This is a genomic window from Arthrobacter sp. StoSoilB22 (assembly GCF_019977315.1).
GTDB lineage: Bacteria > Actinomycetota > Actinomycetes > Actinomycetales > Micrococcaceae > Arthrobacter.
Map to the genome: position 1 here is coordinate 1,990,102 of NZ_AP024652.1, position 26,149 is coordinate 2,016,250.

The 26,149-nt window shown below is 58.6% G+C and carries 19 protein-coding genes; 11 read left to right on the forward strand and 8 right to left on the reverse strand.

What is annotated here, in order from left to right; all coding sequences use genetic code 11:
• Window positions 1–263: 263 nt before the first annotated feature.
• A complete protein-coding gene (locus LDN70_RS09385) occupies window positions 264–1,118 on the reverse strand; it encodes an aldose epimerase family protein (RefSeq protein WP_223942401.1) in 855 nt (284 codons plus the stop codon).
• 37 nt (window positions 1,119–1,155) lie between these two features.
• Entirely contained in the window at window positions 1,156–3,195 is a 2,040-nt protein-coding gene (locus tag LDN70_RS09390) for a beta-galactosidase (RefSeq protein WP_223942402.1), read from the reverse strand.
• A gap of 168 nt (window positions 3,196–3,363) precedes the next feature.
• Between LDN70_RS09390 and LDN70_RS09395 the strand changes: the two genes are divergently transcribed.
• On the forward strand, window positions 3,364–4,137 hold the full coding sequence (locus tag LDN70_RS09395) for an IclR family transcriptional regulator (RefSeq protein WP_223942403.1): 774 nt from the start codon (window positions 3,364–3,366) through the stop codon (window positions 4,135–4,137).
• A 7-nt stretch (window positions 4,138–4,144) separates the two neighbouring features.
• Here LDN70_RS09395 and LDN70_RS09400 read toward each other — a convergent pair whose 3' ends face one another.
• The 4 genes from LDN70_RS09400 to LDN70_RS09415 all read right to left on the reverse strand — a co-directional run bounded on the left by LDN70_RS09400 (window position 4,145) and on the right by LDN70_RS09415 (window position 7,781).
• Window positions 4,145–5,002 (reverse strand): SMP-30/gluconolactonase/LRE family protein, encoded by an 858-nt coding sequence (locus LDN70_RS09400; RefSeq protein ID WP_223942404.1) that lies wholly within the window; start codon window positions 5,000–5,002, stop codon window positions 4,145–4,147.
• A 74-nt stretch (window positions 5,003–5,076) separates the two neighbouring features.
• A complete protein-coding gene (locus LDN70_RS09405; RefSeq protein WP_223942405.1) occupies window positions 5,077–6,093 on the reverse strand; it encodes a zinc-dependent alcohol dehydrogenase in 1,017 nt (338 codons plus the stop codon).
• Between the two features lie 2 nt (window positions 6,094–6,095).
• The gene (locus tag LDN70_RS09410) at window positions 6,096–6,956 is read right to left on the reverse strand and encodes a fumarylacetoacetate hydrolase family protein (protein ID WP_223942406.1); all 861 of its coding nucleotides are present in this window, start codon (window positions 6,954–6,956) and stop codon (window positions 6,096–6,098) included.
• A 51-nt stretch (window positions 6,957–7,007) separates the two neighbouring features.
• Entirely contained in the window at window positions 7,008–7,781 is a 774-nt protein-coding gene (locus LDN70_RS09415) for an IclR family transcriptional regulator (RefSeq protein ID WP_223942407.1), read from the reverse strand.
• Window positions 7,782–7,949: 168 nt separating this feature from the next.
• Between LDN70_RS09415 and LDN70_RS09420 the strand changes: the two genes are divergently transcribed.
• The 9 genes from LDN70_RS09420 to LDN70_RS09460 all read left to right on the forward strand — a co-directional run bounded on the left by LDN70_RS09420 (window position 7,950) and on the right by LDN70_RS09460 (window position 18,996).
• A complete protein-coding gene (locus LDN70_RS09420) occupies window positions 7,950–9,665 on the forward strand; it encodes an IlvD/Edd family dehydratase (RefSeq protein ID WP_223942408.1) in 1,716 nt (571 codons plus the stop codon).
• A 37-nt stretch (window positions 9,666–9,702) separates the two neighbouring features.
• A complete protein-coding gene (locus LDN70_RS09425; RefSeq protein WP_502773813.1) occupies window positions 9,703–12,504 on the forward strand; it encodes an FAD-binding and (Fe-S)-binding domain-containing protein in 2,802 nt (933 codons plus the stop codon).
• Window positions 12,505–12,543: 39 nt separating this feature from the next.
• The gene (locus tag LDN70_RS09430) at window positions 12,544–13,221 is read left to right on the forward strand and encodes an SDR family NAD(P)-dependent oxidoreductase (RefSeq protein WP_223942410.1); all 678 of its coding nucleotides are present in this window, start codon (window positions 12,544–12,546) and stop codon (window positions 13,219–13,221) included.
• A 332-nt stretch (window positions 13,222–13,553) separates the two neighbouring features.
• Entirely contained in the window at window positions 13,554–14,516 is a 963-nt protein-coding gene (locus LDN70_RS09435; protein ID WP_223942411.1) for a carbohydrate ABC transporter permease, read from the forward strand.
• Window positions 14,513–15,340 carry a carbohydrate ABC transporter permease gene (locus LDN70_RS09440; protein ID WP_223942412.1) on the forward strand — a complete coding sequence of 276 codons (828 nt, stop codon included), beginning with the start codon at window positions 14,513–14,515 and terminating at the stop codon, window positions 15,338–15,340. Before LDN70_RS09435 ends, LDN70_RS09440 begins: the two co-directional genes overlap by 4 nt.
• 94 nt (window positions 15,341–15,434) lie before the next feature.
• A complete protein-coding gene (locus LDN70_RS09445) occupies window positions 15,435–16,712 on the forward strand; it encodes an ABC transporter substrate-binding protein (RefSeq protein ID WP_223942413.1) in 1,278 nt (425 codons plus the stop codon).
• 375 nt (window positions 16,713–17,087) lie between these two features.
• Window positions 17,088–17,396 carry a hypothetical protein gene (locus LDN70_RS09450; RefSeq protein WP_223942414.1) on the forward strand — a complete coding sequence of 103 codons (309 nt, stop codon included), beginning with the start codon at window positions 17,088–17,090 and terminating at the stop codon, window positions 17,394–17,396.
• Window positions 17,397–17,540: 144 nt separating this feature from the next.
• Window positions 17,541–18,482 carry an alpha/beta hydrolase fold domain-containing protein gene (locus LDN70_RS09455; protein ID WP_223942415.1) on the forward strand — a complete coding sequence of 314 codons (942 nt, stop codon included), beginning with the start codon at window positions 17,541–17,543 and terminating at the stop codon, window positions 18,480–18,482.
• The gene (locus LDN70_RS09460) at window positions 18,472–18,996 is read left to right on the forward strand and encodes a LacI family DNA-binding transcriptional regulator (RefSeq protein ID WP_223942416.1); all 525 of its coding nucleotides are present in this window, start codon (window positions 18,472–18,474) and stop codon (window positions 18,994–18,996) included. The genes LDN70_RS09455 and LDN70_RS09460 overlap by 11 nt, the downstream gene beginning before the upstream one ends.
• Before the next feature lie 125 nt (window positions 18,997–19,121).
• Here LDN70_RS09460 and LDN70_RS09465 read toward each other — a convergent pair whose 3' ends face one another.
• On the reverse strand, window positions 19,122–20,306 hold the full coding sequence (locus tag LDN70_RS09465; protein WP_223942417.1) for a glycoside hydrolase family 43 protein: 1,185 nt from the start codon (window positions 20,304–20,306) through the stop codon (window positions 19,122–19,124).
• Between the two features lie 55 nt (window positions 20,307–20,361).
• On the reverse strand, window positions 20,362–23,259 hold the full coding sequence (locus tag LDN70_RS09470) for a family 78 glycoside hydrolase catalytic domain (RefSeq protein WP_223942418.1): 2,898 nt from the start codon (window positions 23,257–23,259) through the stop codon (window positions 20,362–20,364).
• Between the two features lie 404 nt (window positions 23,260–23,663).
• Between LDN70_RS09470 and LDN70_RS09475 the strand changes: the two genes are divergently transcribed.
• On the forward strand, window positions 23,664–26,126 hold the full coding sequence (locus tag LDN70_RS09475; RefSeq protein WP_223942419.1) for a glycoside hydrolase family 3 N-terminal domain-containing protein: 2,463 nt from the start codon (window positions 23,664–23,666) through the stop codon (window positions 26,124–26,126).
• The last annotated feature ends 23 nt before the right edge of the window (window positions 26,127–26,149 follow it).

Consider the following 26,149-nt stretch of genomic DNA (forward strand, 5'->3'; position numbering starts at 1 on the left):
TGGGAATTTTCGGGTTGGGTAGATCCAAGAGAATTCGTCCGGACCGTCATCTTGAACGAGCAGTCGGCTGCTGGGAATGAGCCTCTGGCGTTCGATGGGTGGTGTTCTTCTTCCGAAAAGACGATAAAGAATGAAGTGCTTTACCTCACCACGACGCTAGTGACAGAAGCGGCTAGCGTCAACACATATGGAAATAAGTTCCTTTAATTGGAACAGGCGTGGCAACTCGGCCGAGCGGACCGTGTTAATCCACGTAACGTCGGCTAAGGCGCGCCATTCATCGGCGCCAACTCCAGGCGTGTCATCGCGGCGAGGCTTCCGCCGTGTTCGAGGATATGGGGACCGAGCCCAACCGGCGCGTGACCCGAGGGATGCGAGGCAGGCTCAATTCCCACCCCGTCAACACGCCCGTACCATGGGCTTCCGGAAGAGTGCCGGCGCTCCTGCCAGACATAAGCGTTGGGTAAGACCTCGGCGTCCCAGCCCAACCTTAATACTTCGCCCAATAGGGGCAGTTCGACCAAGCAACGCCCATTGCTTCCTGCGACATCGGTAAACCCGGATCCTGGCGACGGCACCACGAAGGTGGACCGATCTGCAGCCATGCCAAATCGCAGCTCTTGGCCGTCTAGTAACCTCCCGCTCAGGACGGGATGTTCAACCCATCCGAAGCGCACCGAAGCATTTCCCAAATTTCGGACCTCTTGTTGCACGCTCACCGATGATGCATGGACTTCGATTGTCCTGACCAACTGTAGAGGCACGGTTTCAAGGTCCACGATCGCCCGAATGCGGGTCTCGCCGAACTCGACGCTCCAGCGTCGTCGTGGCGCCTCTCCATGGAATGGGTGCGCCACGCCGTCGACTAACAATGGTTCCCCAGCGTGAGGGATCATTACATGCCAACCGCCCGCGAATCTGCGCAGCCAATACTCTTCCCCCGCGTCGGTATTGTCATCCGCTTCCGCCACGCCCTCCCAATCCGCCCCGGCAAGCAGTTCAATGCCCGATTGCCTGTGGAAAATAGAGGCAATGCGGGCGCCGATGTCCTCTACGCGGACAGCCAGGACGTCAGTGCATATCTCGAAGGTCCGAGGTCCCCGTTCTGTCCATCGCATAATTAGGCCTACATCCAGAGTTGTTGTGGGGCATTCCTCAGTATTCAGCGTCTGCATCTTCGCTGGAGCGAATCATGATCCATTCGAACGGCTCAAGTTCTACATCCTCCACGGGTTCCCCGGAGAGAAGGTCTTGTCCACTTGCTTTGACTTTTGTGGTTTCGGCACCATGATTGATCAATGTAAGAACATCGCCACGTCGAGCGACCTCCACCCACGGAGATAGGCCATCGAGTTCCGGTCGAACTCCAGCTTCAGCCAATGCCCACGACGTGATGGACATCATGCCTGAATCGTCCGGGATAGTTGCTAGGTACGTTGCTCGACCTGCGCCAAAGACTTGGTGGGTTGCTGCTGGCGCACCCTGGAGGCGGCCATCATCAAAGGTCGCGATGACATCGGCAGTGAGAACCCGCAGTTCTTCGGCAAAGTACTCGCCGCGTAGAGTGCCGAATGGCCCGGTCAGTGACGCATGCGATTGACCAGGCCCGATTCCGGATCCGGCCTTGGGTGAGTCGCCGACAGACCAGAGGGAAGAATCGCTGGCGGGGGCTACAAGTGCCCCAAAATCCTCGACAGTTACTCCCAAAACCTGCCGTAGCCCGACCTGGTAACCACCTTCCCGGAATGCATCGTCCTCATCCACGACATCCGTAAATGCTGACACAAGCAATTGACCGCCGTTGTGGACGTATGACGTGATATTCCGCGAAGCTTCGTCACTTAGCAGGTACAGCTGTGGGACCACAATGAGGGAGTAGGCAGAAAGGTTAGCCGTCGGCTTAACGATGTCGATCGAAATGTGTTGCGCATGCAGGGCTGCGTGCCATCTTTGCACCAAGCGACCGTAGTCCAGGGCAACCGGCTGGTCACCGTGACTCAGGGCCCACCAATTTTCCCAGTCAAAGAGCACGCCAACCTTTGCGTTGCTTTCCGGGGCAAGTTGGGGGAAGTGTCCAAGCGTCTCACCCAGGGTGGTCACCTCACGCCAACTTCGCGTCAGTGTCCCTGCTTGAGGAAGCATGGCGGAATGAAACTTCTCGCTGCCTCGCCTTGATTGCCGCCATTGGAAGAACAGGACTCCGTCTGCGCCATGGCCGATAGCCTGAGCCGAGAGGGCCTCCATCTGACCGGGTGCCTTCGGAGCGTTCGAGGGGCGCCAATTGAGCGCACCCGTGGACTGTTCCATCAAGATCCAAGGTACTCCGGGTTTGAGCGAACGCATGAGGTCAAGTGCAAAGGCTGAAGAGCGGAAAGACTGAGGGTCGTTGGGGTCAGGGTAATTGTCGTTGGTGATGACGTCGATTTCTTCGGCCCATCGCCAGTAGTCCAACGGGGGGAAGGCCCCCATGAAGTTGGTAGAAATGGGCTGTGTTGCTCCTGCAGCGCGGATGATGTCGCGCTCCATAACGTACAGCTCGAGTGAGGCGTCTGACGTGAACCGCTTGAAGTCAAGGGCGCCACCTGGATTGAGGCTGTAGGGGGCTTTGCGAGGAGGAAGAACCTGATCGAAAGAGGTGTAGATCTGAGACCAGAAGGCTGTTCCCCACGCCTCGTTTAGAGCGTCGATCGTGTCGTATTTGGCCCGCAACCAAACGCGGAAAGCATCCCGGGCATTGTCAGAGTAGTCATAGTTCACATGGCAGCCATACTCATTGTTGACGTGCCACATCACAACTGCCGGATGATTGGCGTAGCGGGTCGCGAGTTCGTGGACCAACTCAGCTGCTAGGCGGCGGTACACGGGGGACGTAGGAGCATAGTGTTGACGGCTTCCAGGCCCATATGTCGTTCCGTCAGCGTCTTGCGGCAAGATTTCGGGGTACTTGGTAGTTGCCCAAGGGGGTGGTGAGGCGGTGGCGGTTCCCATATTGACGTTGATGCCGTTCTCGTGAAGCAAATTGACGATGCGGTCCAACCATCCCCAATCGTAGGTCCCTTCGTCCCTTTGAATTCGAGCCCAAGCAAAGATGCCTAGGCTCACCATCGTCACTCCGGCCTCGCGCATGAGACGCACATCTTCGTGCCAGACATCTTCTGGCCACTGCTCCGGGTTGTAGTCGCCGCCGTAGTACATGTGCTTCCTTCTGTTGGTCCCTTCCGTGGGCAAGGCAACTATATGAGCATCCCAACTTTCGGTCAAACTATTCGAACATTATTCGAATAAACGGAATTTATCTAGATGTGACCCATTTACAAGCGCGGTATGATATTCCAATAATCGACAAATGGTTCGGAGAGTTGGATGAGCGAGCAACGCGAGGAAGAGAAGCTAGTTGGAGCCGATCGAGTGCTGGCTGTGCTCATAGATCTCGCGGGCCACCCCCAAGGGGCTACCCTGGATGAGATGGCTCAGAGGCTGCAAAGTTCCAAGCCGACCGTCCACAGGGCACTTTCCTCGCTTCGCCGAGCCGGCCTGGCGGATCAGGTGTCTCGCGGAGTTTACGCGTTAGGCGACGAGTTCATCCGCCTGGCCTTCCGCCATCATGCCGCTAAACCTGATGCGATACGCATCGAACCTGCGTTGCAGAAGCTGGCGCGGCAGTATGGGGAGACCGCACATTTCGCAGTTCTGTCGGGTACCGACGTCGTATACCGCGCCAAAGTAGACCCGGCTGTAGGTTCTGTCCGCTTGACCTCAGAGGTGGGGGGGCGCAACCCCGCCCACCGAACGGCCGTGGGCAAGATGCTCCTAAGTCATGAACTGCACAGTGAGGCGGAACTGGTGGAGTGGCTGAGAGGTCAACCCCTGGAGGCTCGGACCCCCAGTTCCATCACCACCGTCCCCGCACTTTGGGCTGAGCTTGAAGCGACCCGCAACCGCGGCTACGCCGTCGACGACCAGGAAAATGAGATCGGATTGAATTGTGTCGCAGTCCTGGCTGACCTCGGAACGTCCCAAATGGGAGCCGTAAGCGTCAGTGCTCTGGCTTTTCGGCTCCCACTCGAGAAATTGATTGCTGAAGTCCCCACAATTCGAGCTATCGTCAATGAGACGCGGGGCATCCCAGCCGCCTAGATTTCTGCTAGGGGTTCCAGTAAGGGGACCGAGTCGATCCTGCCCAGCGCGGTGTTTGACGGCCAGTAGCACCAGGGTTCGCAAGGTGCAGGAAGCCGGATTCATCGCGTTCGGGATGCGCCAGCCCGGTGGTAGCTGAAGTGATGGCGAGTACATCGAGGTTTACCCCCACGAAGCCAGGACACGTTGTCTGGGCGGCGTTTACATTCACTTCTTTCAGAACGGTACCGTCGGGCGTAAATTGACGCACGGCACCGACGCCCCACTCAGCAATCCAAAGGTTGCCGTTGGCGTCGACTGTAAGCCCATCGGGAATCCCTTCAAAGTCGGCAATTACAGTGGTCCAGGCTTCATGCTGGTCAAAGTCTCCTGGACCATATGAATGCGAGCTGACCGTCCCAGTGAGACTGTCGACGTGATAAATAGTTTGGTCGTCGGGGGAGAAAGCTACTCCGTTGGACAGGGAGATCCCTGAACGAAGAACCTCGCGACGGCCATCTGGAGCAATTCGGAGAAGAATTTCCTGTCTGTCAGGATCTTTCAATGAAAGGGATCCAACAACAAAACGTCCGTGAGGATCCACTGCGCCGTCGTTCCATCGGACGTCAGTCCGGTCGCCCAGAAGATCCGGCCCGGTGGAGACCGCTCCCTCAGCTGAGATTGAGATCAGCGAACGAGTTCCTGCGGCGATCATTCCGCCGTCCTCGGAAAGGGCTACTGCCCCCACATAGCCGTCAAGGGTGACTGTTGATTTAACTGTGACTTCGTCATCAAGGAGCATTCCCCGGTTGATGGCTCCCTTGAGGATGTCGACCCACACGATTTCCTGGGTTCGGTCGTCCCAGAGGATGCCTTCCCCTAGCATGTCTCGGTTTACGGTAGCTGCACGCGCTTGTACTGGCATTGTGTCTCTCTTGAGTCTAGGCGCCGCAGCCTGTCCTAGGGCAGTCGCGGATCAACGTGGAGTTTGGGGCCGTTGCCGGCCTGCGGCGACCTCTTGCCGGTAAATCCTTCAACGAGTCCTCCAAGCCCGACCGTGGAGTGAACCAGGGGCCGGGGGTCAACGGAACCGTCAGCAAAACGCCTGATGGTTTCGGCTAGGCCAGCTGACGCTCCGAGGATTCCAACTGCAGTGACGTCCTTCAAGGCTAAATCACGGGTGTCGACGTGGCTCGGAGCCCCGGACAAACCCACGAAGACCACCCGTTTGCCGGGCTCCACAAGTCTGACTGCCTCGGCGGGGAGTGTGCGCGCGTTGGAGGCATCGATGACCGCGTCGTAGGGCAGATCAGGAAGATCAGCTCCTGACCAAACACCCGCGAAGCCAAAAGTCCGGGCGAACTCGAGTGAAGATGCAGACCGTCCCAAGAGGTGAACCTCCGCTTTCGCTGCCATGGCAAACATCCCAGTCAGGAGGCCAATCGTGCCAGCGCCCGTGATGAGCACGCGGTCTCCGGGTTGAAGATTGGCTGCCTGAACGGCGCGCAGCGCGTTTCCACCGGGTTCGACCATGGCCCCGGCAGTGTCATCGACAGAATCGGGGAGTAGATGCAAAGAGTTCGCAGGCACTGCAAGCTGCTCCGCCAACGCCCCTGGCCAACCGTTCCGGACTCCCACTTCGTAGCGTAGGTCGCAGACGTGATGCCTTCCTGTCCGGCATCGACGGCAGGAACCGCAGCCGAGCATCGTGTCGCCGGTGGTTCTCCTTCCCACAAGCTCGCTGCTTACTCCTTCACCGACGGCGGCAATGGTCCCGCACCACTCATGGCCAAGCTGGATAGGATAGGCTGCAAATCCTTCTTTGAGGTATGCCATTTCGCCAGTGAAGAGCTCAATGTCTGTGCCGCACACGCCGACGCGGCTGACATCCACAACCACTTGGCCTGGTCCGGCCCGGGGCGCCTCAATGTCTTGTACTTCGGCTTCGCCCGGCCCGGTGACGATGAATGCCCGCATTGTCAGCGTGCGCCGATGACTTGTTGACGCTGCTGTCCAAGCTGGCTGATACCGAGTTCCATGACGTCGTCAGGCTGGAGCCATACCGGGGGAGTGAAGCCCATGCCGACGCCGGGCGGGGTGCCGGTGTTGATAAGGTCGCCTGGCTCGAGAACCATGAATTGGCTTAGGTGATGAACAATGAAGTGCGGATCGAAAATCATGGTGGAAGTTGACCCCGTCTGTCGACGCTGCCCGTTGATGTTGAGCCACATGTCCAGGTTCTTCACGTCCTGGATCTCGTCGGCTGTGGCCAACCAAGGGCCACACGGATTGAACGTCTCGGCTGACTTCCCCTTTGCCCACTGACCCCCTCGTTCCATCTGAAATGCGCGCTCACTGACGTCGTTCACCAAAACGTAGCCGGCAATAGCGTTTGCGGCTTCTTCAACCGAGTTGAGATAGCTTGTGCGTTGGCCGATGACAATGCCCAACTCCACCTCCCAATCTGGTTTTGTCGAGCCCCTCGGGATCCGGACATCATCGTAGGGACCCACAAGGGTGTTGGGTGACTTTGTGAACAGAATGGGCTCAGCGGGCACGTCTTGGCCGGTTTCAGCAGCATGATCGCTGTAGTTCAGCCCGATACACAGGATCTGATGCGGTCGGGCAATAGGGGAGCCGATCCTTTCCCCGGCGAAAGCAGATACGGCGCCAGCTGCTTTCCGGTCGGCGACCAAGTCGGCCAACTCTGGCAGTCTGCCTTGGCCAAAGAACTCTTCGTTGAAATCAATGACGACGTCGGAGACGTCTACGTAAGTATCTTCATCGATGCGGACAACGGGCTTCTCTTCGCCGGCCGGGCCGATGCGCATGAGGAACATTTCTCATTAACTCCTGTTTAGTGGGGCAGATTATGGCTGGGTATTCAAATGTCAGGCGGCGGTGCCCGCGTGCGGTCGGCCGGAAACAATGGCGCGGATGGCATCCAGGTCGTCAACTAGATGCCTCAAGGGCGTCCGGTGTGCAAGAGCGCTGATACTAATTGCACCGCTTGGTTTCGTCGGTGACGCAAAGTGCACAGGTAAGGCTATGCAGTTCAGTCCTGGCTCGTTTTCCTGGTCGTCCACGGCGTAGCCTTGCTCACGAATCTGCTTGAAGGCTGCGTGGAGTTCCATTGGCTGAACCAACGTGTTTCGCGTAGGCCTGGCTAGGGGCCGGTCACCAATCCATTCAGTGATGGAGTCGATGTCCGGAAGGGTATAGGCCAGCAGCACCTTTCCAACCCCGGTTGCATGGGCTGGATTACGGCCTCCAACGACTGAGGTCAGCTTCATGGCGCCACTGGGCGGGTCCACTTTTGAACGGTAAACGACTTCTCGCCCTTCCAGGACCGCGTAATGAACAGTTTCGCCGAAGCGGTCCGACAGCTGCTGCAGGATCGGTTGTGCCCGCACATGATCAGGGCGTGCCTCGTGATGAGTGAAAGCGATCCGCAAAAAATCGTCGCCCAAGAGATAATGTCCGTGGGAATCCTGTGCAGCCAAACCACTGCGGCGGAGGGACGCAAGCGCCCTGTGAATAGTCGGCTTCGGGCTGTCTATGAGACGAGACAGGTTTTCCAGGCTGATACCACCGGGGTGCTTCCCCAGTTCAAGAAGCACTGCCAGGACCCTGTCTGACCCAACAAGTCGTTTCTCCTCTCCCATAGCCTTCCTCTCTGATCCAAGAGGCAGGCCTACCCTGGCTCCTATTCAAGATATTAGACTGATGATCCAGCAATTGGAAAGCTGTGTGCTGTCGGCTTGCCGTCACGTACATCAGTCTCTACTATTCAGAATAGTTGAATTAAGATCCATCAAGTGGAAAGTAGGCTCATGGGCGAGCTACGCAGCGCACAGTGGTATTCCGGCAGCGACCGTAACGCCTACATTCACCGCGCCTGGATGCGACGAGGAACCCCCGCAGACTCTTTTGAGGGAAAGCCCCAGATTGCCATCGCCAACACGGCATCGGATCTCACCCCTTGTAACGCACATCTGGACGAGGTTGCGCAGCACGTAAAAATGGGCATTTGGGAGGCCGGTGGTGTTCCGCTCAACATGCCCGTTGTTTCTTTGGGTGAGACGCAGGTGCGACCGACCGCCATGCTCTGGCGGAACATGTCGGCGATGGCCACGGAGGAAATGCTGCGGGCCAATCCCATTGACGGAGTTGTACTCCTCGGCGGATGCGACAAGACAATTCCTGCGTTGCTCATGGCGGCTGCGTCAGTGGGGATTCCCGCAGTGGTCGTTCCCGGAGGGCCGATGGCCACGGGCACATTCCGAGGGCAAGCCTTGGGCTGCGGGACGGACGTATGGCGCCTTAGTGAGGAAGTCCGCGGTGGTGAATTGTCCAACAAGGACTTCATGAAGTCTGAGTCCTCGATGATCAGAAGCCGGGGACACTGCAATACCATGGGGACGGCCTCTACGATGGCACTCGTGGCTGAGGCGCTTGGCATGGTCCTTCCAGGCCTGGCGGGCACACCGGCTGTAGACAGCAGTCTCCTGTCCGGCTCCCACGAAACTGGCCGGCTCATTGTTGAAATGGTCGCCCAGGATCGCACCCCGAAGGAGCTCCTGACAAGGGAGTCATTCTTGAACGCGATTGTGGCATTGGCTGCCATCGGTGGTTCCACCAACGCCGTCGTGCACCTCTTGGCGATTGCAGGGCGCCTGGGCGTCGAACTGACCATTGATGATTTCGACCGCGTCGGATCCTCCGTTCCCTTGCTGGTAAACCTGCAACCGTCGGGCCAGTATCTGATGGACGACCTGCACCGCGCGGGTGGGTTCCTTTCCGTCCTCCGCGAGGTGAAGGACTTGCTGAATGGTGATGCTCTGACTGTCACGGGTGCACCGCTTGTTAGTTACCTGGACGACGCGCGAATTTGGGACGAAGACGTCATTCGCCCCAGGGGCAACCCACTGCAGTCGGAAGCCGGCATTGCCATCCTTCGCGGCAACCTCGCCCCAGGCGGTGCCCTGATCAAGCCAGCTGCGGCATCACCACATCTGCTTGAGCACCGCGGACCGGCAGTGGTCTTTGACAGCATCGAGGACATGCACGCCCGCATCGATCACCCCGATCTTGACGTTGACGAAAATTCGGTGCTGATACTGCGCGGTTGTGGTCCTAAGGGCTATCCAGGTATGCCTGAGGTCTCCAACATGCCGCTGCCCAAGAAGCTGTTGGCAAAGGGCGTCCGGGACATGGTCCGTATCTGTGACGGGCGGATGAGCGGAACGGCGTACGGCACTGTGGTGCTGCACGTGACGCCGGAAGCTGCCGCCGGAGGGCCCCTGGCCCTCGTGAAAAACGGCGACATGATCCGTCTCGACGTGGTGAACCGGACTTTGGACATTGACATCGATCCGGGACTCCTTGCAGAGCGCAGCCCGAGTGAGGCTGCAGCCGACGGGTACGCAAAACCCGCCCGTGGCTGGGAACGTCTTTACGTGGATCACGTTCTGCAGGCTGACACCGGGGTCGACCTTGATTTCCTGACCGGCGCCTCCGGCCCTGAGGTATCCCGTGAATCCCACTAAGTCTGCGGCCGGGTTCCCGACTAAGGGTGACCGGGCTTTGTTGGAGGCGTTGGATCAGGCAGTCCAGGGAAAGGTGCGCGCCCGCATTTCCGACAGGTTCGCATACGCTCATGATGCGTCTCATTACCTTCTGACCCCGCTGGCTGTGGTTTCTCCAACCTCTGCCCGCGAAGTTGGCGAGCTGTTCAAAGTATCGTCGCTGCACCGTGTACCGCTGACTTTCAGATCGGGCGGGACCAGTCTCAGCGGCCAGTCTTCAACCGACGGCGTCCTGGTTGAGACCCGGAATGCGTTCCGTGGTGTTTCCGTGCTGGAAAACGGGGCGAAGGTTCGGTGCGAACCGGGTGTGACTGTTCGGCAAGTGAACGCCAGGCTGGCCGCCTACAAACGGAAGTTGGGTCCGGACCCAGCCAGTGAATCCGCATGCACGATTGGTGGCGTGGTAGCCAACAATTCGAGCGGCATGGCCTGTGGGACTGACAATAACACCTACCGTACCTTGGACTCGGCCGTCTTGGTGCTGGCGAGTGGCACCGTAGTCGATACGGCGGCTGCCGACGCAGACGGAGTTTTGCGGGACGCAGAACCTGAACTTCACGCTGGATTGCTACGCCTGAGGGATGCGATGAGGAGCAATCCCGACCATGTCAGGCGAATTCGTGAGTTGTATGCCATCAAAAACACCATGGGGTACGGGCTGAATTCGTTCCTTGACTTTGAGGATCCTGTCCAGTTGCTCCTACACCTGGTAGTGGGGAGTGAAGGCACGCTTGCATTCATCGCCGAAGCGACATTCCGCACAATTGCCCTGAAACCTTATGCGGCCACCGGCCTGCTCTATTTCAGTAATTTGGCAGATGCTACCGCCTCGCTCCCGGCACTGGTCGAATCTGGTTTCGCCACTATCGAGCTGCTTGACGCCACGTCGCTGCGAGTGGCCCAGCAGGACCCGGTAGCGGATGACGAACTTAGGGGAATCCGCGTAGCGGATCATGCCGCACTGCTGGTCGAGTTCCAGGAAGAAAGCCAAGTAGAACTCCAAGAAGCAATCGGCGGAAGCGACTCCGTGCTTGCAGCCCTTCCTTTGGAAATTCCGGCCCAGCTAACAACCGACCCCCGGCGCCGTGCAGCTCTGTGGCACATTCGTAAGGGCCTGTATGCCACCGTGGCTGGAAACAGACCACCCGGGACTACAGCGTTATTGGAAGACATTGCGGTTCCGGTAACCAAACTTTTGCCCACCTGTCAGGGTCTCGTCGCGCTATTCAAAAAATACGAATATGACAGTGCCGTAATCTTCGGGCATGCCAAAGACGGGAACATCCACTTCCTGCTGAACGAACGCTTTGAAGAGCATGGCCAAGGCTCGACCCTTCAGCGATACACCGACTTTACCGAGGAAATGGTAGATCTGGTGCTGTCCAACGGCGGAACCTTAAAGGCCGAGCACGGAACCGGCCGGATTATGGCCCCTTTCGTTCGGCGGCAGTACGGCGACCAGCTCTATCAACACATGCAGGAAATCAAGAAGCTGTTTGACCCGGAGGGGATCCTCAACCCGGGCATCGTGCTCAACGATGACCCAGTGTTTCACCTCACGCATCTGAAGACTGCCCCTCCGGTGGAAGAAGAAGTTGACCGCTGCGTCGAGTGTGGTTATTGCGAGCCCGTTTGTCCAAGCAAAGACATAACTCTCACGCCACGGCAGCGAATAGTTTTGCGCCGCGAGATTGCACGGGCGGAACTACAGGGCCATAGCCAGCTGAAAAAACAGTTGGAGAAGGAATATCAGTACGACGGAATCGATACCTGCGCGGTGGATGGCATGTGTCAGACCGCCTGCCCAGTCCTCATCGACACAGGTGAGCTGGTTAAACGCCTCCGGGCAGAGACCCGTCCCCGGCCGGAGCAGGCTGCATGGAAGGCGGCGGCCGGGAACTGGGGTGCCGTTTCCAAAGTTGGTGGACTGGCTCTAACCGCGGTCAAGAAGCTGCCCCCGTCGCTGGTGACCGGGGCCTCCGAAGCAGCGAGGATGGCCATGGGGCGGGAGCGGGTCCCCAGATGGGACGCAGACTTGCCTGGCGGGGGTTCTGTCCGGCGACCGCTGACCGCAACGGATCCGAAGGCGGTGTACGTCGCTGCATGTATCAGCACCATGTTTGGTCCACAGTCCGGGAGTAACGGAGTGACGTCTGCGTTCTTGGAGCTGTGCGGCCGTGCAGGCGTTCAAGTCACCATCCCGGAGGGAATCGCCGACCTGTGCTGCGCCACGCCATGGAAGTCCAAGGGCATGAAGGACGGATACGCCATCATGCGCGAGAAAGTGCTGTCGGTCCTGCTCCCGGCTACGCGGAACGGGGAGTTGCCCATTGTTTGTGATGCGGCGTCTTGTACCGAAGGGCTTGAAAGGCTTCTTGCTGTCGCCGGAGAAGAGCCGCGCCTCCGCACCGTGGACGCGGTTGCTTTCGTTGATGAATACGTCCTCGCTCATTTGCCGACGGGCAAGCCCCTGGGCAGTCTCTCTCTACATCCGACGTGCTCCTCAGCGCGAATGGGTCTAAATCCTGCTTTGGCCAGGGTTGCTTCTGCGGTGGCCGACGAAGTTGTCGTTTCCGACGACTGGGGCTGCTGCGCATTCGCCGGCGACAGAGGAATGCTCCGTCCTGAACTCACTGCATCCGCCACGGCGAGAGAAGCAATGTCAGTGAATGCGCGCTCATTCGATGCCTATGCCTCTGTTAACAGAACCTGTGAAATGGGTATGACCCGGGCAACCGGACACGAGTATCGCCACATCCTCGAACTTTTGGCATCTACTACTTCAACTACAACCAACTGATCCCTGCCCTAAGCAGAGGATCTAGGCAAAGGACATAACATGACTCGCAAAGCAGTCATCACAGGGGGTATCAGCGGCCTCGGCGCAGCCTGCGCCGAGCGCCTGGCAACCGACGGTATTGAGGTCATCACTGTCGACATCTGCAAAGGTGCCGACGTCGTTCTCGACATCGCCGACCCGGAAGCAGTCGGGCGGGCTGCAGACGCTATCGGGCCCGTCGATATACTCATCAACAGCGCAGGCATCGTAGGACCCAACAAGCCTTTCTGGGAAGTCAACGATGAGGAGTGGAAACGCACCTTCGCTGTGAACGTCGACGGAACGTTCCATCTCTGCAGGGCTTTTGCACCTGCCATGGCAGAGAGAGGGTGGGGACGAATAGTCAACTTCGCCAGCATGGCAGGGAAAGACGGAAATCCGAACATGGTGGCGTACTCGGCCACGAAGGCCGCCGTCATCGGGCTAACCAAGACTATGGGCAAAGACTTGGCCAAACGGGGGGTACTCGTCAACGCCATCGCTCCGGCAGTCGTTGCCACCCCAATGAATTCGTCCACGGCACCCGCCGTCCTTGAGCACATCACCAGCCTGATTCCCATGAGCCGAGTGGGGCGACCTGAAGAGGTAGCTGAGCTCGTCGCCTGGCTTGCTTCAGACAAGTGCAGCTTTTCCACGGGAGCGGTCTATGACATCTCGGGCGGTCGCGCCACGTACTAGCGCTGCGAACTTTGGTCGGGAGGCGTGCCACCACACTGTCAGCCTTTGTGGGTGTGCCCTCTGACTCTCGGCGGGTCCCCTTTTATGCCATCGACCCGGGTAGCCACCTCCTGAAAAATATCGATCAGGGGTAGCCATTTTCAGCTGGTTGGAACTATACTCCAATAAGCGGAATGATTTTGGGACGAGGCCCTTAGCGGTCCTAACAATTGATACGTTCCACTTCATAAATTCAGAATCAGCAAACATAGCTTGTAACGCGTATCGCTGTGGCCGCGAAAATTTTCCCCACCGGCCGTTCGCGTGAGATCGCAGGAGCACGAAGGAGTGTCATGTCGTCCAGTGGTGTCGAAGTTCCCACCCGAAGCGGGGTGCCCCCGGTGGCTGCAGAGCTATCGAAATCCCGTCGCCGGCGTCGCCGCGTGCGGTCCGTGGGCCGCGACCTTTGGTGGTTGATCCTGCCCGGCGCCGCTGTCTACCTCTACGTAGTCGTCGTGCCCACCTTCCAGGGCATGCAAGGCGCATTTACCGATTGGTCCTTCGCGACCGTAGGCGCTCCGAATTTCACGGGACTCGAAAACTTTACCCGAATATTCAACACAGATGCCGGCCCGGCAGTGCTCCGCACGCTTCAATTGGCCCTCGTCGTGGTCATTCTACAAAACGTCATTGGGTTGGCACTTGCGCTTCTTTTCAACGGAAGGGTTTTCGGACGCAATGTGCTGCGAACCATCGTCTTTGCTCCGATGGTTGTCTCGGCGCTCGTTGTCGGCTACCTGTTCAAGTACATATTTGGCCCACCTGGTGTCGGCGGTGTCAACCAAGTCCTGGCAGCTCTTGGGCTGGAGACTGTTGACTTTCTCGGCAATCCGACAACGGCAATGATCATCATCATCGTCACAGTCCTTTGGCAGTCGATTGGCGGCAACATGGTGATCTACCTGGCCGGGCTCCAAGGGGTACCGGCTGAACTCGAGGAAGCAGCCGCACTTGACGGTGCAGGGTATTGGAAGAGGTTCTGGTTTGTTGTCCGCCCTCTGCTCGCTCCCGCCATCACCATCAACCTGATGCTCGGGCTCATTGGCGGGTTGAAGATTTTTGACCAGATCTTCGCTCTTACCAACGGTGGACCCGGCAACCAGACGCAGACCATCGCCACACTCATTTACTCCTACTTTTCCCAGTACGCCGACTACGGTCGCTCGGCCGCTCTCGCCCTACTGCTGGCGATAGGCATAGCGATCCTCTCCATCATTCAGTTCTCGGTCCTTCGTCGCCAGGAGCGCAATTCATGAAAACAACAGGACTCTGGAGCCGGTTCGGTGCCAATGTCACCGCCTATGGGACGACGCTCATCTTCCTTATCCCGGTCTATATTCTGATCAACCTTTCGATCCGGCCCGCCGACGACCTAACACCACCGGTTATCCCGAGCTCCCGCCCGACATTCGATAACTTCATCACCGCCTGGACCACGTCACCCCTCCCGGGATCGATACTCACCAGCCTGATCGTCACGTCGATCTCGTGCCTCGTTGTGCTTGTCATCGGAACGATGGCCGCATATCCGCTGGCCCGTTCGACCTCCCGCCTCTCTACCGGGACGTTCTACTTCTTTATGATCGGCCTCCTGCTGCCGTTCCAGCTTGCGCTTATACCTCTCTACATCCAGATGCGGGAATTGGGTCTGCTTGGCACAGTGTGGGCACTCATCATCGTTTACAGCGGCGTGCAGTTGCCGTTTACAGTCTTTCTGCTGACCACCTTCCTCAGGGCAAGCATCCCTCTCGATTATGAGGAAGCCGCCCAGATTGATGGATGCAGCCCACTCATGGCGTTCTGGCATGTGGTCGTTCCGCTTCTTCGCCCGGCTATCGGCACGTGCGTCATCCTCAACAGCGTGGGGGTGTGGAACGATTTCTTCACGCCCCTGATCTACCTCTCAGGCAGTGGACAGGTGACCATCCCCATGGCCATTTTCCAGTTCGTCGGGCAATACACCACAAACTGGCCACTCATTTTTGCCTCCCTTCTGATCTCAATGGTCCCGGTCCTGACGCTCTACCTGCTATTCCAGAGGTACGTCATCCAGGGCTTCGCCGGCGGGCTGAAGGGGTAACCCCAATCCGTCTGCAGCACCCAGTGCCTTCGCCGGGTGGTTATACCAACTCAACCAACCATGCAACACCCGCTTCAGAGAAAGAGAACGATCAATGAAGATCCACAAAGGCCTCGTGACGGCAACCGTGGCGACCCTCACTGCCATCAGCCTTGCAGGATGCGTCGGCGGTTCCGGCAATGCCGGCACTAACAACCAGCCCACCGGCGGTGAACCCAGCGGGACACTGACCGGCCTCTTCTTCTCGGGCTTCAAAGACACATATGAACAGATCGCAGCAGATTTCAAGAAGAAGTACCCAAATGTCGATGTGAAGTTTGATTACCAAGGTGGCGACGTCGGGGCCCTTACGATGACGCAACTCCAGGGCGGCACAGCCCCTGACATCCTGACTTCATTCCCAGGCGGGACCAAAACAGATCCTGCCGATACTGTCGTCTCACTAGCCGCGTCCGGTCGCATCGCTCCGATCGGAGCGCCCTGGGCGAAGGATGTCCCCGATGCCTGGAAGAAGTCAGTGAACTACGAGGACAAAACCTTCGCTTACCCTGGAGCCCTCCAGCCACTGGCCGCCATCTTCAACAAGACGAAAATCGACGAGCTGGGCCTCAAGATTCCAACTACATTGGACGAGGTCTATGGACTCTGCACTGCCGCGAAAAGCAAGGGGGTGTACGCTTACTCGCTCGGTCTGGGGGACCCTGCCGGACCGCAGATGCTGACCTACAGCCAACTCGGTACTCTCGAAGCCGATCAAGCGCAGTTTGACGCGGATCTGGCCTCAGGCAAGAAGACGTACGCTGATTCCGTGTGGGTCGACCAGTTCGAAATATACAAGAAGATGGGTGACCAAGGTTGCTTCGGCGAGGGCGCGCTCGGCCGCTCCCGTGACCAAGCCGGAGAAGAAGTTGCGAAGGGCAGCGCACTTGCCACAGTCGACGTTGGCGCCGCCCTCGCACCAATACAGAAAAAGGCGCCGAACAGCAGCTTCGAAGTGGCGCCTATGCCGGCCACGAATAATGCGGCGGACACTAAGGTCGTCGCGCTGCCCGGCTTTGTTAATACCATCAATGCCAAGGCAAAGAACCCCACGGCCGCTCAGGCGTTCCTCGCTTTCATGGGTGAGGCCGAGCCATCAGTGACCTACGCCAATGGCTTCGCTTCTGTGCCCGTGCTCCCGAACGACGCTTACAAAGCACCCAAGGAACTCACAGCGTTCGCTGATCTCATCAAACGCGGCGCATACCAGCCGCTGGGGACTGTGCAGGCCGAAGTCCAGGCCCAACTGAATCAGACAATTCAGTCGTTGATCCTCGGCCAAAGCACGCCGCGCCAGGTCGCTGAAAAGCTGGATTCTGTTTACAAAAAATAGCTAAAGCCCCCCGATCGGGCTGCGCCTAAGCGTGGCCCGATCGGTGCTTCATGGCATCCATAAGAACAGGTCCGCCAGCAGCTCGCGCGCCTCTGAACTCATCAGTAAGCCACTGAACGCTGATACTCGGAGAGGTCTTCCAGCTTCCGAACTGGCACGCGTAAGCTTTCTCATCGAAGATCCGCGAGAGGACCCGGATTAATCCGCCCTCACCCATCAAAAGCGCAACGACAACTGCTGGCTTGATCGCGCCTCCAATCTGAACGGCCCAATAGGCCCGGACGTGTACAACCGGACAGTGGTCCATAAGCTCGAACTTCCGGGTCCGGCGGCATATCTACTGCCTGCGGCTTAGCCAAGTTCTGATCCTCGACCGTGACGGAAACCGATGGAGTCCGTCTGATCAGAGACGAAACGGTACTTGGCCTAAGCGCACCGAAGAGCAAAGGCATTCCATACTTTCGCGGTGACCAGCCCTATCAGGCTGGGGGAGCAGGCGCCATGATTCCCTCGGATTGGCTGGGGTATCTTCATCCCACATCGTTCGGCCGTGACGGAGCGAGTGGTCAAATCGCGTTTGCCGACCCAACGGCAAAAATCGGCTTCGGCTACGAAACAAACCGCATGGGAGACTCCGAACGGGGGCAGTCTGTGGTCAGAGCATTATTGAAAACCTTGGAATAGTCAGGTTTACACGAATGGACGAGCGGGCGGACTTGTCTCGCGGCGCGAGGGTAGTTACGGCCACCAAATGTAGGGGCACTCAGAGTTTCTGAACCATTGGACACGAAATGTTGATCCAAGCCAAGAATCAGACAGGACCAATTCATGCCACTTGATCCTTACTTCACTTCCGGGGTGGAATTTCTCCGTAGGCTGGCACCCGAGGAACTGACCGATCCTGCACTGCCTTCACGTCTGGCTGAGCACTTTGTGGCACCCAGGCAATGGGTAGTTCCGGACATTGAGGTGCGTGACACCAGTGTTCCCAGCAGCGATGGGCACATACCGGTTCGCATTTACCGACCGCGAACCAAAATCCGTTCATGTGTGTTGTGGTTGCACGGAGGCGGATTCGCCCACGGGGATTTGGACATGCCTGAAGCCCACATGGTTTCCGCTGAAATCGCCTACAGGGCTGATGCCTTCGTCGTCTCCGTTGATTACCGCCTTGCCAAAAACGGCATAGGGTACCCGGCACCAGTGGATGATGCCGAAGCAGTGTGGTCCTGGCTGTCTGGACTGCCCGAAGCGTTTCGCCAGCCAATAGCGCTGGGTGGCGCCAGCGCGGGAGCTGCCATTGCACTGTCTACTGCTTTGCGGCTCCGGAACCGGGATTCGGTACAGCCGTCCGAACTGCTGCTCGCCTATCCCTTCCTCCATTTCCCTGTCCCCGCTCTGGATGATGTGACTGCTCTAGAAATCCGGAAGCTGCCTGCCCTGATGCGCTTCACGCCTGAATCGATCGCAGGCATGGTTAGGAACTATGTCGGCCGGATTTCGGACTTGCCGGTTGAGGCGATGCCCGGTGCTGCCGATCTCACGGGCCTGCCACCTATCAAGGTTTTGGTTTCGGAACTCGACGATCTGAGGCCGTCCGCCGAACTCATCGTCATGCAATCTTCCGAAGCGGGAGTACCCGTTGAGACGCACCTCGCCGCAGGAATGCCACATGGTCATCTCAACCATGGTCCCTCAATAGACGAAGTAAGTCGCTCGCTCGATTTTTTGGTGCAGAATCTTGGGGAGGGAAAGCCCAGTGGGCCGTGAACAAACCACCCTGCCTGACCAGGTCGGCAGGCGCAATGACAAGAAGTTTCCGGCCACGATATCAGACGTCGCGTTCGCAGCCGGCGTAGGGATTTCGACCGTATCCAATGTTTTGAACCATCCCTACAAAGTTGCGGCCGCCACCCAGCAGAAGGTCAAACAGGCCATCGCTGACTTGGACTTCCAAAGATCGGAAGAAGCGGTTGCACTCAGGCGTGGAAAACGCGCAAGCCCGAACCGTTTTAGCGCGGATGTTGTTATTCCGCCGATCGATTCCGACAATACCAATAGGCCGGACGAGGCATTGGGTGGCGCGCCTGCCGCTGCCACGTACACGCCGGAATGTCTGAGCCCTGGAACCCGGGTGGAGATTTTGGATGACGGGCGAGTAATGGGAAGCGGCGTTGTTGATATGAGCATGGCAGATGGGTCGGCTGTCTGGCTGTGGATGGACTGCGGAGGCGGACGAAGGTTGATTCACAAGCAAGATGGTCTTGGAATACGGCCCCTGTAGTCAAATGGCATTGAAGTGGAGCTACCGCTAAAGGTATTCCGCGCCGGCTTTGGCCTCTGGCATCCTCAATTTTGGCTCTTGGAGCACCGGGATTTGGGCCTCTGGCCCCGTGGTACTGGCTGGAGCTACGGACGTTTTTGCAAAGACACTGTTCGTTCATGCTCGGTCAGCGAACGAATGATGGCCCTTTCGTCGGGGGTGTTGTTTGGTTGGTGCAGCGTCAGAGCCAGACATCCCTCGTGGGTCCTGAAAATCATGCCGTGTCCGCCATCTGCGGACCAGAGAGCCTCTTGTTCCTGAGTCCAGGGGCCTTCGATAGTCCCCGATGCAGAGTGCGCGATGCCCATTGCGTAACCATGATCCCCGAAGCTGGACCACAACATCATCAGGTGTCCGTTGTCCAGGCGGAAGAGGGACGGTCCGTCGGTGACGTGTGCGGGAAAGCTGAAGCCGGGGGAGATTCCTTGCATGGGCCTTGACCAGTTGGCGTCCGATGCGCTGAACAGAAACAATGGCGTACCGTCTGTGCAACGAAGGTCTGGGCTGAGTCGCTGGGCGTACATTGCACCGTCATGGACCTGTGTCCATTCATGACAGTAGACGATCCAGGGCTGACCGTTCTCAAGGAACAAAGTCCCGTCGAGGCATTGCCATTTACTTGGCGTAATTGCGCCGTCGCTCCATGGCGTAAATGGACCGATAGGGTAGTCCGCTCTCAGAACTTGAGTTCCTCGGTGGCCGTTCAGGGCGGTGAACGTGGCGAACATGTACCAGTGGCCCAAGTACTCATGGACCTCAGGAGCCCAGTACATGCCTTGGCTCCAAAATCCTGAAGGCGGTCGGAATGCTGCAAAGGGACCTTCCCAATGGATCAAGTCCCTGCTTCGGTAGGTGTCAAAGCCCGTGCCGGCGCCGGACCATATGTTTTTGTCCGTGCTTCCGTAGAGGTAATAGGTGGAGGTTGTGCTGTCGCTGAGGATGAAAGGATCCCTTATTTGGATTTCGTTCAAGCTCATGTCCCTGCGTATCGGGATGGGAAGGAAGTGAGAATCTTCACTCGGCGACCCTGAACGTCCAGCCAGCATATTTTCAGTGGCAGCCTGGAGAAGGTCGTCGATAGCTGACTCAGAGATTCTGCCGTAGGTCAGCTGCCCTAGGTGAGACAGCGGACGCCCCAGTGCCAGGCCCAGATGCAGGGCTTCGAGACCGTACTGTGCCAGCAGTTCGCAGAACAGTGGGGCACCGACTGGATGGACCAGCCACTGTCCCATGGTGGCTTGACGGGTCAAGGTGTTGTTTGGAGTGATCAAGGTGCTTGGTCCTTCATAGAGCAGGCCGGGAATGCAAAACTCGGAAAATTTGGATTCACATGGTGAGTGGATCTGCAGGGCTCGTCGGGGCCTGGGATGGCAGGGGAGGTTTGGTGTCCTCAAATTCCAGGCGGTGGAAGCCCCCGGATAGCTTGGTCCCGGCGGCTGTCCCGATTCGGATCGTGGCGGTGGCCCCCCACGGAACCGTGACGTCCAGGCGCCACGCGCCGGACTGCCTGGTCCAGTTGATAGCTGCTTTCCCGCGTGGTGTCAGGTGCGAAAGTGCTCCGCCGGTCACCCGGGGATCGGCTATGGGTGAGATATCGAACTGTTCCCATCCTGGACGGGTGGACCGAAGCCCTCCAACTTTTTGCTGTACCCAGGCTGCAGCACTGCCGAGGAAATAGTGGTTCCGGGACCTTGCTGAGGTGTCCCACGATTCAAGCAGAGTAGTCTCGCCGGCTTCGCGCCAGACCCCCCAGCCCGGCCTTGTGTGCTGGGTGGCTACGCTGAGCGCAATGTCATCCCGCCCGCCACTGGACAGCACGGGAAGTAGGTACTTTGCCCCAACTGCGCCGCAGTCCAGGTGCCCGGCTGTCCGTTCAAGGATGTCGGTGGTGAGTGAGTGAAAAACGTAACTTTGGTGTTGCCGGGGCACGGCGCCGAAGGCAAGGGGCAGTACGTTCATTGTCTGGCGGTAACCCAAGGCCTCATTGCCGTAAAATCCGACGCTTTCGTTGAAGAAGGCTTGATGATAAGCCGTTCCGACTCGTGAGGCTCGTTCGCTGAATCGCGCCGCATTCCTATGTTCGCCAAGGGCTGTCGAAATGTCGGCTGCTGTCGCCAGGACCTTCATCAGCATCACTGTGGCAGTTGGTGCTGATCCCTCGGGTGCACGTTCATGGCCCGGCGCGAGCCAGTCTCCGTAGCTGGGATGCCGCCAGATACCCTCATCGGACAAAGAGTACATGGCGTCCGCGTATCGGGTCACCATCTCGTGGTGTCGTTCCAACAACTTGATGTCACCGTATTCCCAGTACAGGTTCCAAGGAATCAGAACGGCCGATGCGCTCCATGCTGGGTCGGGGGCCCGTCCCCATCCTGGCGTGGGAACGATGTTTGAGATGACCCCGGCGTTGTCCTGAGCATCGGCGTGGTCATCGATCCATTTACCGAAAGTAGATTTCAGGTCGAACTGGTGGATAAGGGCTTCGGCCGCCAAGTGGGCGTCTGCTGTCCAACCGTTCTTTTCGTAGACGGGGGTGTCCGTGGGGATGCCGTGCAGGTTATTGAGAAAGGTCTTTCCCAATGCGCGGTCAAGCCAGGTGAGAGTTTCCTCGCTGCTGTCGAAGGCACCGATGGTTTTAACGTCAGTGTGCATGGGAATCGAAGTGATGTCGTGCACTGTCAGAGGACCATCGGCTTCGATCGACACATACCGGTATCCTTTGTAGCTGAACTTCGGTTCCCAGCAGATTTGGTCGGCCGAGGAATCAAAAATCAGGCGGTCCGTCTGGGTTGGTCCGGCTGCCAATACGTTCTCGCAAGATACCGTGCCGTCTTCATTGAGGGTTTCGCCGTACTTTACCCGGACTTCTGTGGCGCCCGGGACGCTTAGCGTGCATCGGACCCGACCGGCCACCATATCGGCAAAATCGTACACTCTTTCCGTCCCCGCATAGTGCACTGATACGGGCGGCTTTCCTGATCCAAGCGTGACAGGAGGGAGGGCCGCTGGGCGCAGGGTGCCGGTTGGCGCATCTACCAGGACAGCGGGTTCCCAAACAGGTTCCTCTTCAGCCTGCATCTGCCAAACTTCGCCAGAATAGAGCAGCTCGCTTACAACCTGTCCTGTTGAGGCTTCCCAGTGCGGACCGGAGCAAATAGCATGCCGATTCCCATCCTGGTCTACGTACTCCAACTGGGCGATTGCCATTGGTTCTTGAGACCACGGTGCTATGTGCCAACCCCAGATGCTTGCTCCCCGTGCGGAGAAGAATCCACGCCCCAGCTCCACCACGAGGGTGTTCTCCCCGGCGTTCAGATGGCCGGTTACGTCGTAGCTTCTGTATAGGACTGTTTTCGTAAAGTCTGTTGTCGCCGGTTCAAGTTCATTGCCGAGAGATGTGCCATTGATACTGAACGCGCCATAGCCAATCCCCACTGCGTAGAGACGGGCTGAGGTCACCCCTGCCGGGATGGTGAAGCTGGTTCTCAGGACAGGATTGGGTGCCGGGAGCGTTTCTACGGCCAAGGTACGGACTCCAGGGACCAGGACGCCGTCCACCGTTGCTTCGCCCAGAACCGGGAGCGGCCCCACTCCGTCATCTTCAGAAAGGCGTGCTGTTGATGTTGCTCTGCGCCAGCCAAGTTGTCCTTGCTCGCATGTGATCGACAGTGTGTAAGTGCCGGGAGGCGCCGGTGGGCCTACTTCGAGGTAGTACGTGAACCGGGCCCATGTGTTCCATCTTCCATCCAGCTCCCGCTCGGCAACGACGTCACCGGCGCTGTTCCGTAGTTGCATGCGGGCAACGACGTCGGAAGGAATGTCACCGTCCAGGTCGACGCTGACGGCCGTGACGGGACCGCTTGATTGAAATGACTGAACCAGGGTGTTCCCGGGGCCCATCCAGTCGACGGTGTCCGAGTAAATAGACGCGATGACCCGGGTTTCTGCGGGGGTCCAGCGCGCAACCCACTTAGCCTGCCAGTCCGAATCGCCAAGTAGGGGCGTCTCCCACTTCGCCCATTCGCTCCACGGAGACCACTGCCCGTCCGCGTCGGCTATGCGAACCCTCCACTTGTAACGGGCCCGGCTCCGCAGCACCAGATCAACGCGAAGCTGCGGCGCTCTTGAGACCACGGCTCCCGAATCGCCGACGATGGCCCCTGTCTCGTCTTCGACGATAATTCTGAGTTGCTCTTGACCTGGAGTTGGAGCCCAAGAAAGCATCGGAACATCCCCTACGCCCAGAGGAAAAACGTACCCGTCCGTTCGGAGGTCCTGTGGTTGGGAAAGTGGAATCAAGGGAATCTCCGGAATCTTTAGCGATCTAAATGAGGTGCGTGGAGGCGAGTCAGCCATCACGCCACCTAACCACAATCCATTCCATTTATCGAAACGTTATTGCGATAGTTGTTAGAGTGAGCCTAGGATTGGCGGGCACGGTTCGTCAATACACCTCCCTGTGGGTTGCAAGGCGGCCGATGACGTGCACGTCTTTGACCAACAGCGTGCAACTCTGCACGCAAAGTCCGGCGCCCAGTCGTCCGGCGCGGCGGTCCGCCCGCCGTTCCAGCCCCCGGACGTGAAAACCAGTCCGCCGGGCACACCCTCTGGTAGACGAAGGACACAACATGAGCACAAACGCAACGACACCATGGATGGACCAGCACCTACCCGCAGTCCAGCGGGCGGAACTCCTACTGAGAAAGCTGAGCCTCGACGAAAAGATGGCTCAGGTCTCCTGCTACTTTCCTACCGACATAACGCAGACCGCCGACTTCTCTGAGCGTTTCCCCTTTGGAATCGGCGAAGTATCCTGCCTTGAAGCCCGATCCGCGCCCACGCGGGACGAGGTCACTGCGTTCCAGCGTAAGGTTCAGAGCGATGCAATGGCGGGTTCCGGGCATGGGATCCCGGCAATATTTCACATGGAGGGGCTCTGTGGCGCGTACCTTCCTGGAGCAACCAGCTTTCCTTCCGGGTTGGGACGGGCGGCAGGCTGGAATGTTGACGTGGAGCGGAAGATTGGGCAAATCGTAGGCCAACAGGAACGTGCTTTCGGCATTACGCATACTTTGGCACCAGTCCTTGATGTTTCACGGGATCCGAGGATGGGGCGGCAGGGCGAAACATATGGTGAGGACCCCACTCTCGCATCTGCTCTGGGCGTCGCTTACACGACGGGGCTCCAAAGCGAAGACGAGTCAGGCCTACGCACCGAGGCGGTGGCGAAGCATTTCGTCGGATCCCACCACACCGAGGGCGGAATCCATGGGGCCCACTGCGATGTCCCCGACCGACTGTTGCTGGAGTTCTACGGCAAACCCTTCCAGGCAGCGATTACCTTGGGCGAGCTCCGGGGTGTGATGCCTTCCTATAACTCAGTGGGCGGCGAGCCTATGTCCGCCTCCGTACGGCTCCTCAAAACGGTGCTGCGGGAACAAATGGGGTTCGGTGGCTTGCTTGTCTCTGATTACGGCGCCGTTGGAAACCTTCACACCGTCCAGCGTGTCGCACAGTCCGATGCTCATGCCGGACTGGCGGCCCTGCGCGCGGGCATGGACGTCGAACTGCATGTGCCACAAGGATTCGGCCCGGAGCTGCGCGAGTGGTTCGCAAACGGACGCGCCGACATTGCACTTCTCGACAAGGCGGTTCACCGGGTGCTCACCGCAAAGTTCCGCATGGGCCTCTTCGAGCATCCTTTCGCTCCGGACCCGGCTGAGCGCGAAGCCCCATTTCAGTCACCCGCCAACGCGGCAGTCGCTGTGCAATGTGCACGGGAGTCGCTCGTTCTGTTGCACAATGACGGAGCTCTGCCTTTACGGCCCAACCTTCAAAGGCTGGCGGTTATCGGGTGCCACGCGGCGACAGCGCGGTTCTTCTTCGGCGGCTACACCCACTACTCGATGGCGGAGGGAAAACTCGCCGCAAACGCCTCAATGGCCGGCCTCGCCACCAGCAGCGAAAACCATCAGACCGTGACCACTACCGTTCCAGGCACCACCATCGAGGCCTCCGACGGCCCCGCCTTCGAGGAACTGCTGCACCTCCAGCAGCCCGGCATCCGCAGCCTCCTCGACGAGCTCCGCATCCGACTGCCCGAAACGGAGGTGGCTTGGGCGTACGGCTACCCAATTGCTGGCGACGACGACTCCGGACACGACGAAGCGATCGCTCTCGCCGAGAGCGCCGACGTCGTGCTCCTGACGCTCGGAGGCAAACACGGAACTGCATCCATCGCCTCGATGGGCGAGGGCATTGATGCTACAGACATCAACCTGCCGCGCTGTCAGGACGATCTGATCGTCAAGCTCGCTCGTTTGGGCAAGCCGGTGATCGGCGTGCATCTTGATGGTCGACCGGTGTCCAGCGACGCCGCAGACACGCATTTGGCCGCCCTTCTTGAAGCATGGAGCCCCGGCGAAGGCGGTGCCGAAGCAATAGTGGACGTCCTGACCGGCGCCCATGCTCCCAGCGGCCGACTGCCGGTGAGCATAGCTCACAACTCTGGCCAGGTCCCTATCTACTACAACCACCCACACGGGTCGGCTTGGCACCAGGGCTATAGCATCGGCTTCTCCGACTACGTCGATGCCCCCCACACTCCACGGTATCCCTTTGGGCATGGGCTGTCCTACACCACCTTTGACTACGCCGATATGGCCCTTTCAAGGCCCGAGGTGGACGGCGGCGATACTGTAGACATTTCCTTCACAGTGACAAACAGCGGCCACCGACCCGGGACTGAGGTCGTTCAGCTTTATGTAAGTGACCGATTCGCCAGTACTTCGAGGCCCGTTATGGAACTCGCCGGCTTCCGTCGGCTCGAACTCGAGCCGGCGCAGACTGCCCGAGTCGAATTCCATCTCGAGATCAGCCAACTGGCCTTTCTCGACGAAAACATGCGCTGGCGGGTTGAGGCTGGCGAAGTCGACGTCATGGTGGGAAGCTCCTCGAACGATCCGCGGCTGACCGAGACCCTTTCGATTACTACTGACACCATCATTGATGGACAGACCCGGGGTTTCTACGCCCGGTCTCACGATGTGGGGTTGGTTAGGCCACATGAGGCACTTGGAGCCACCACCTAAGCCAGTTCCTCTTCTGGCAACCC

Coding starts and splice junctions, on each gene's coding strand:
- LDN70_RS09400 (WP_223942404.1), bottom strand. CDS start 5,002: ATGCTAGGGGAAGGCATCCTCTGGGACGACCGAACCCAGGAAATCGTG.
- LDN70_RS09435 (WP_223942411.1), top strand. CDS start 13,554: ATGTCGTCCAGTGGTGTCGAAGTTCCCACCCGAAGCGGGGTGCCCCCG.
- LDN70_RS09410 (WP_223942406.1), bottom strand. CDS start 6,956: ATGTTCCTCATGCGCATCGGCCCGGCCGGCGAAGAGAAGCCCGTTGTC.
- LDN70_RS09470 (WP_223942418.1), bottom strand. CDS start 23,259: ATGCTTTCTTGGGCTCCAACTCCAGGTCAAGAGCAACTCAGAATTATC.
- LDN70_RS09420 (WP_223942408.1), top strand. CDS start 7,950: ATGGGCGAGCTACGCAGCGCACAGTGGTATTCCGGCAGCGACCGTAAC.
- LDN70_RS09440 (WP_223942412.1), top strand. CDS start 14,513: ATGAAAACAACAGGACTCTGGAGCCGGTTCGGTGCCAATGTCACCGCC.
- LDN70_RS09430 (WP_223942410.1), top strand. CDS start 12,544: ATGACTCGCAAAGCAGTCATCACAGGGGGTATCAGCGGCCTCGGCGCA.
- LDN70_RS09390 (WP_223942402.1), bottom strand. CDS start 3,195: ATGTACTACGGCGGCGACTACAACCCGGAGCAGTGGCCAGAAGATGTC.
- LDN70_RS09395 (WP_223942403.1), top strand. CDS start 3,364: ATGAGCGAGCAACGCGAGGAAGAGAAGCTAGTTGGAGCCGATCGAGTG.
- LDN70_RS09385 (WP_223942401.1), bottom strand. CDS start 1,118: ATGCGATGGACAGAACGGGGACCTCGGACCTTCGAGATATGCACTGAC.
- LDN70_RS09455 (WP_223942415.1), top strand. CDS start 17,541: ATGCCACTTGATCCTTACTTCACTTCCGGGGTGGAATTTCTCCGTAGG.
- LDN70_RS09415 (WP_223942407.1), bottom strand. CDS start 7,781: ATGGGAGAGGAGAAACGACTTGTTGGGTCAGACAGGGTCCTGGCAGTG.
- LDN70_RS09475 (WP_223942419.1), top strand. CDS start 23,664: ATGAGCACAAACGCAACGACACCATGGATGGACCAGCACCTACCCGCA.
- LDN70_RS09405 (WP_223942405.1), bottom strand. CDS start 6,093: ATGCGGGCATTCATCGTCACCGGGCCGGGCGAAGCCGAAGTACAAGAC.
- LDN70_RS09445 (WP_223942413.1), top strand. CDS start 15,435: ATGAAGATCCACAAAGGCCTCGTGACGGCAACCGTGGCGACCCTCACT.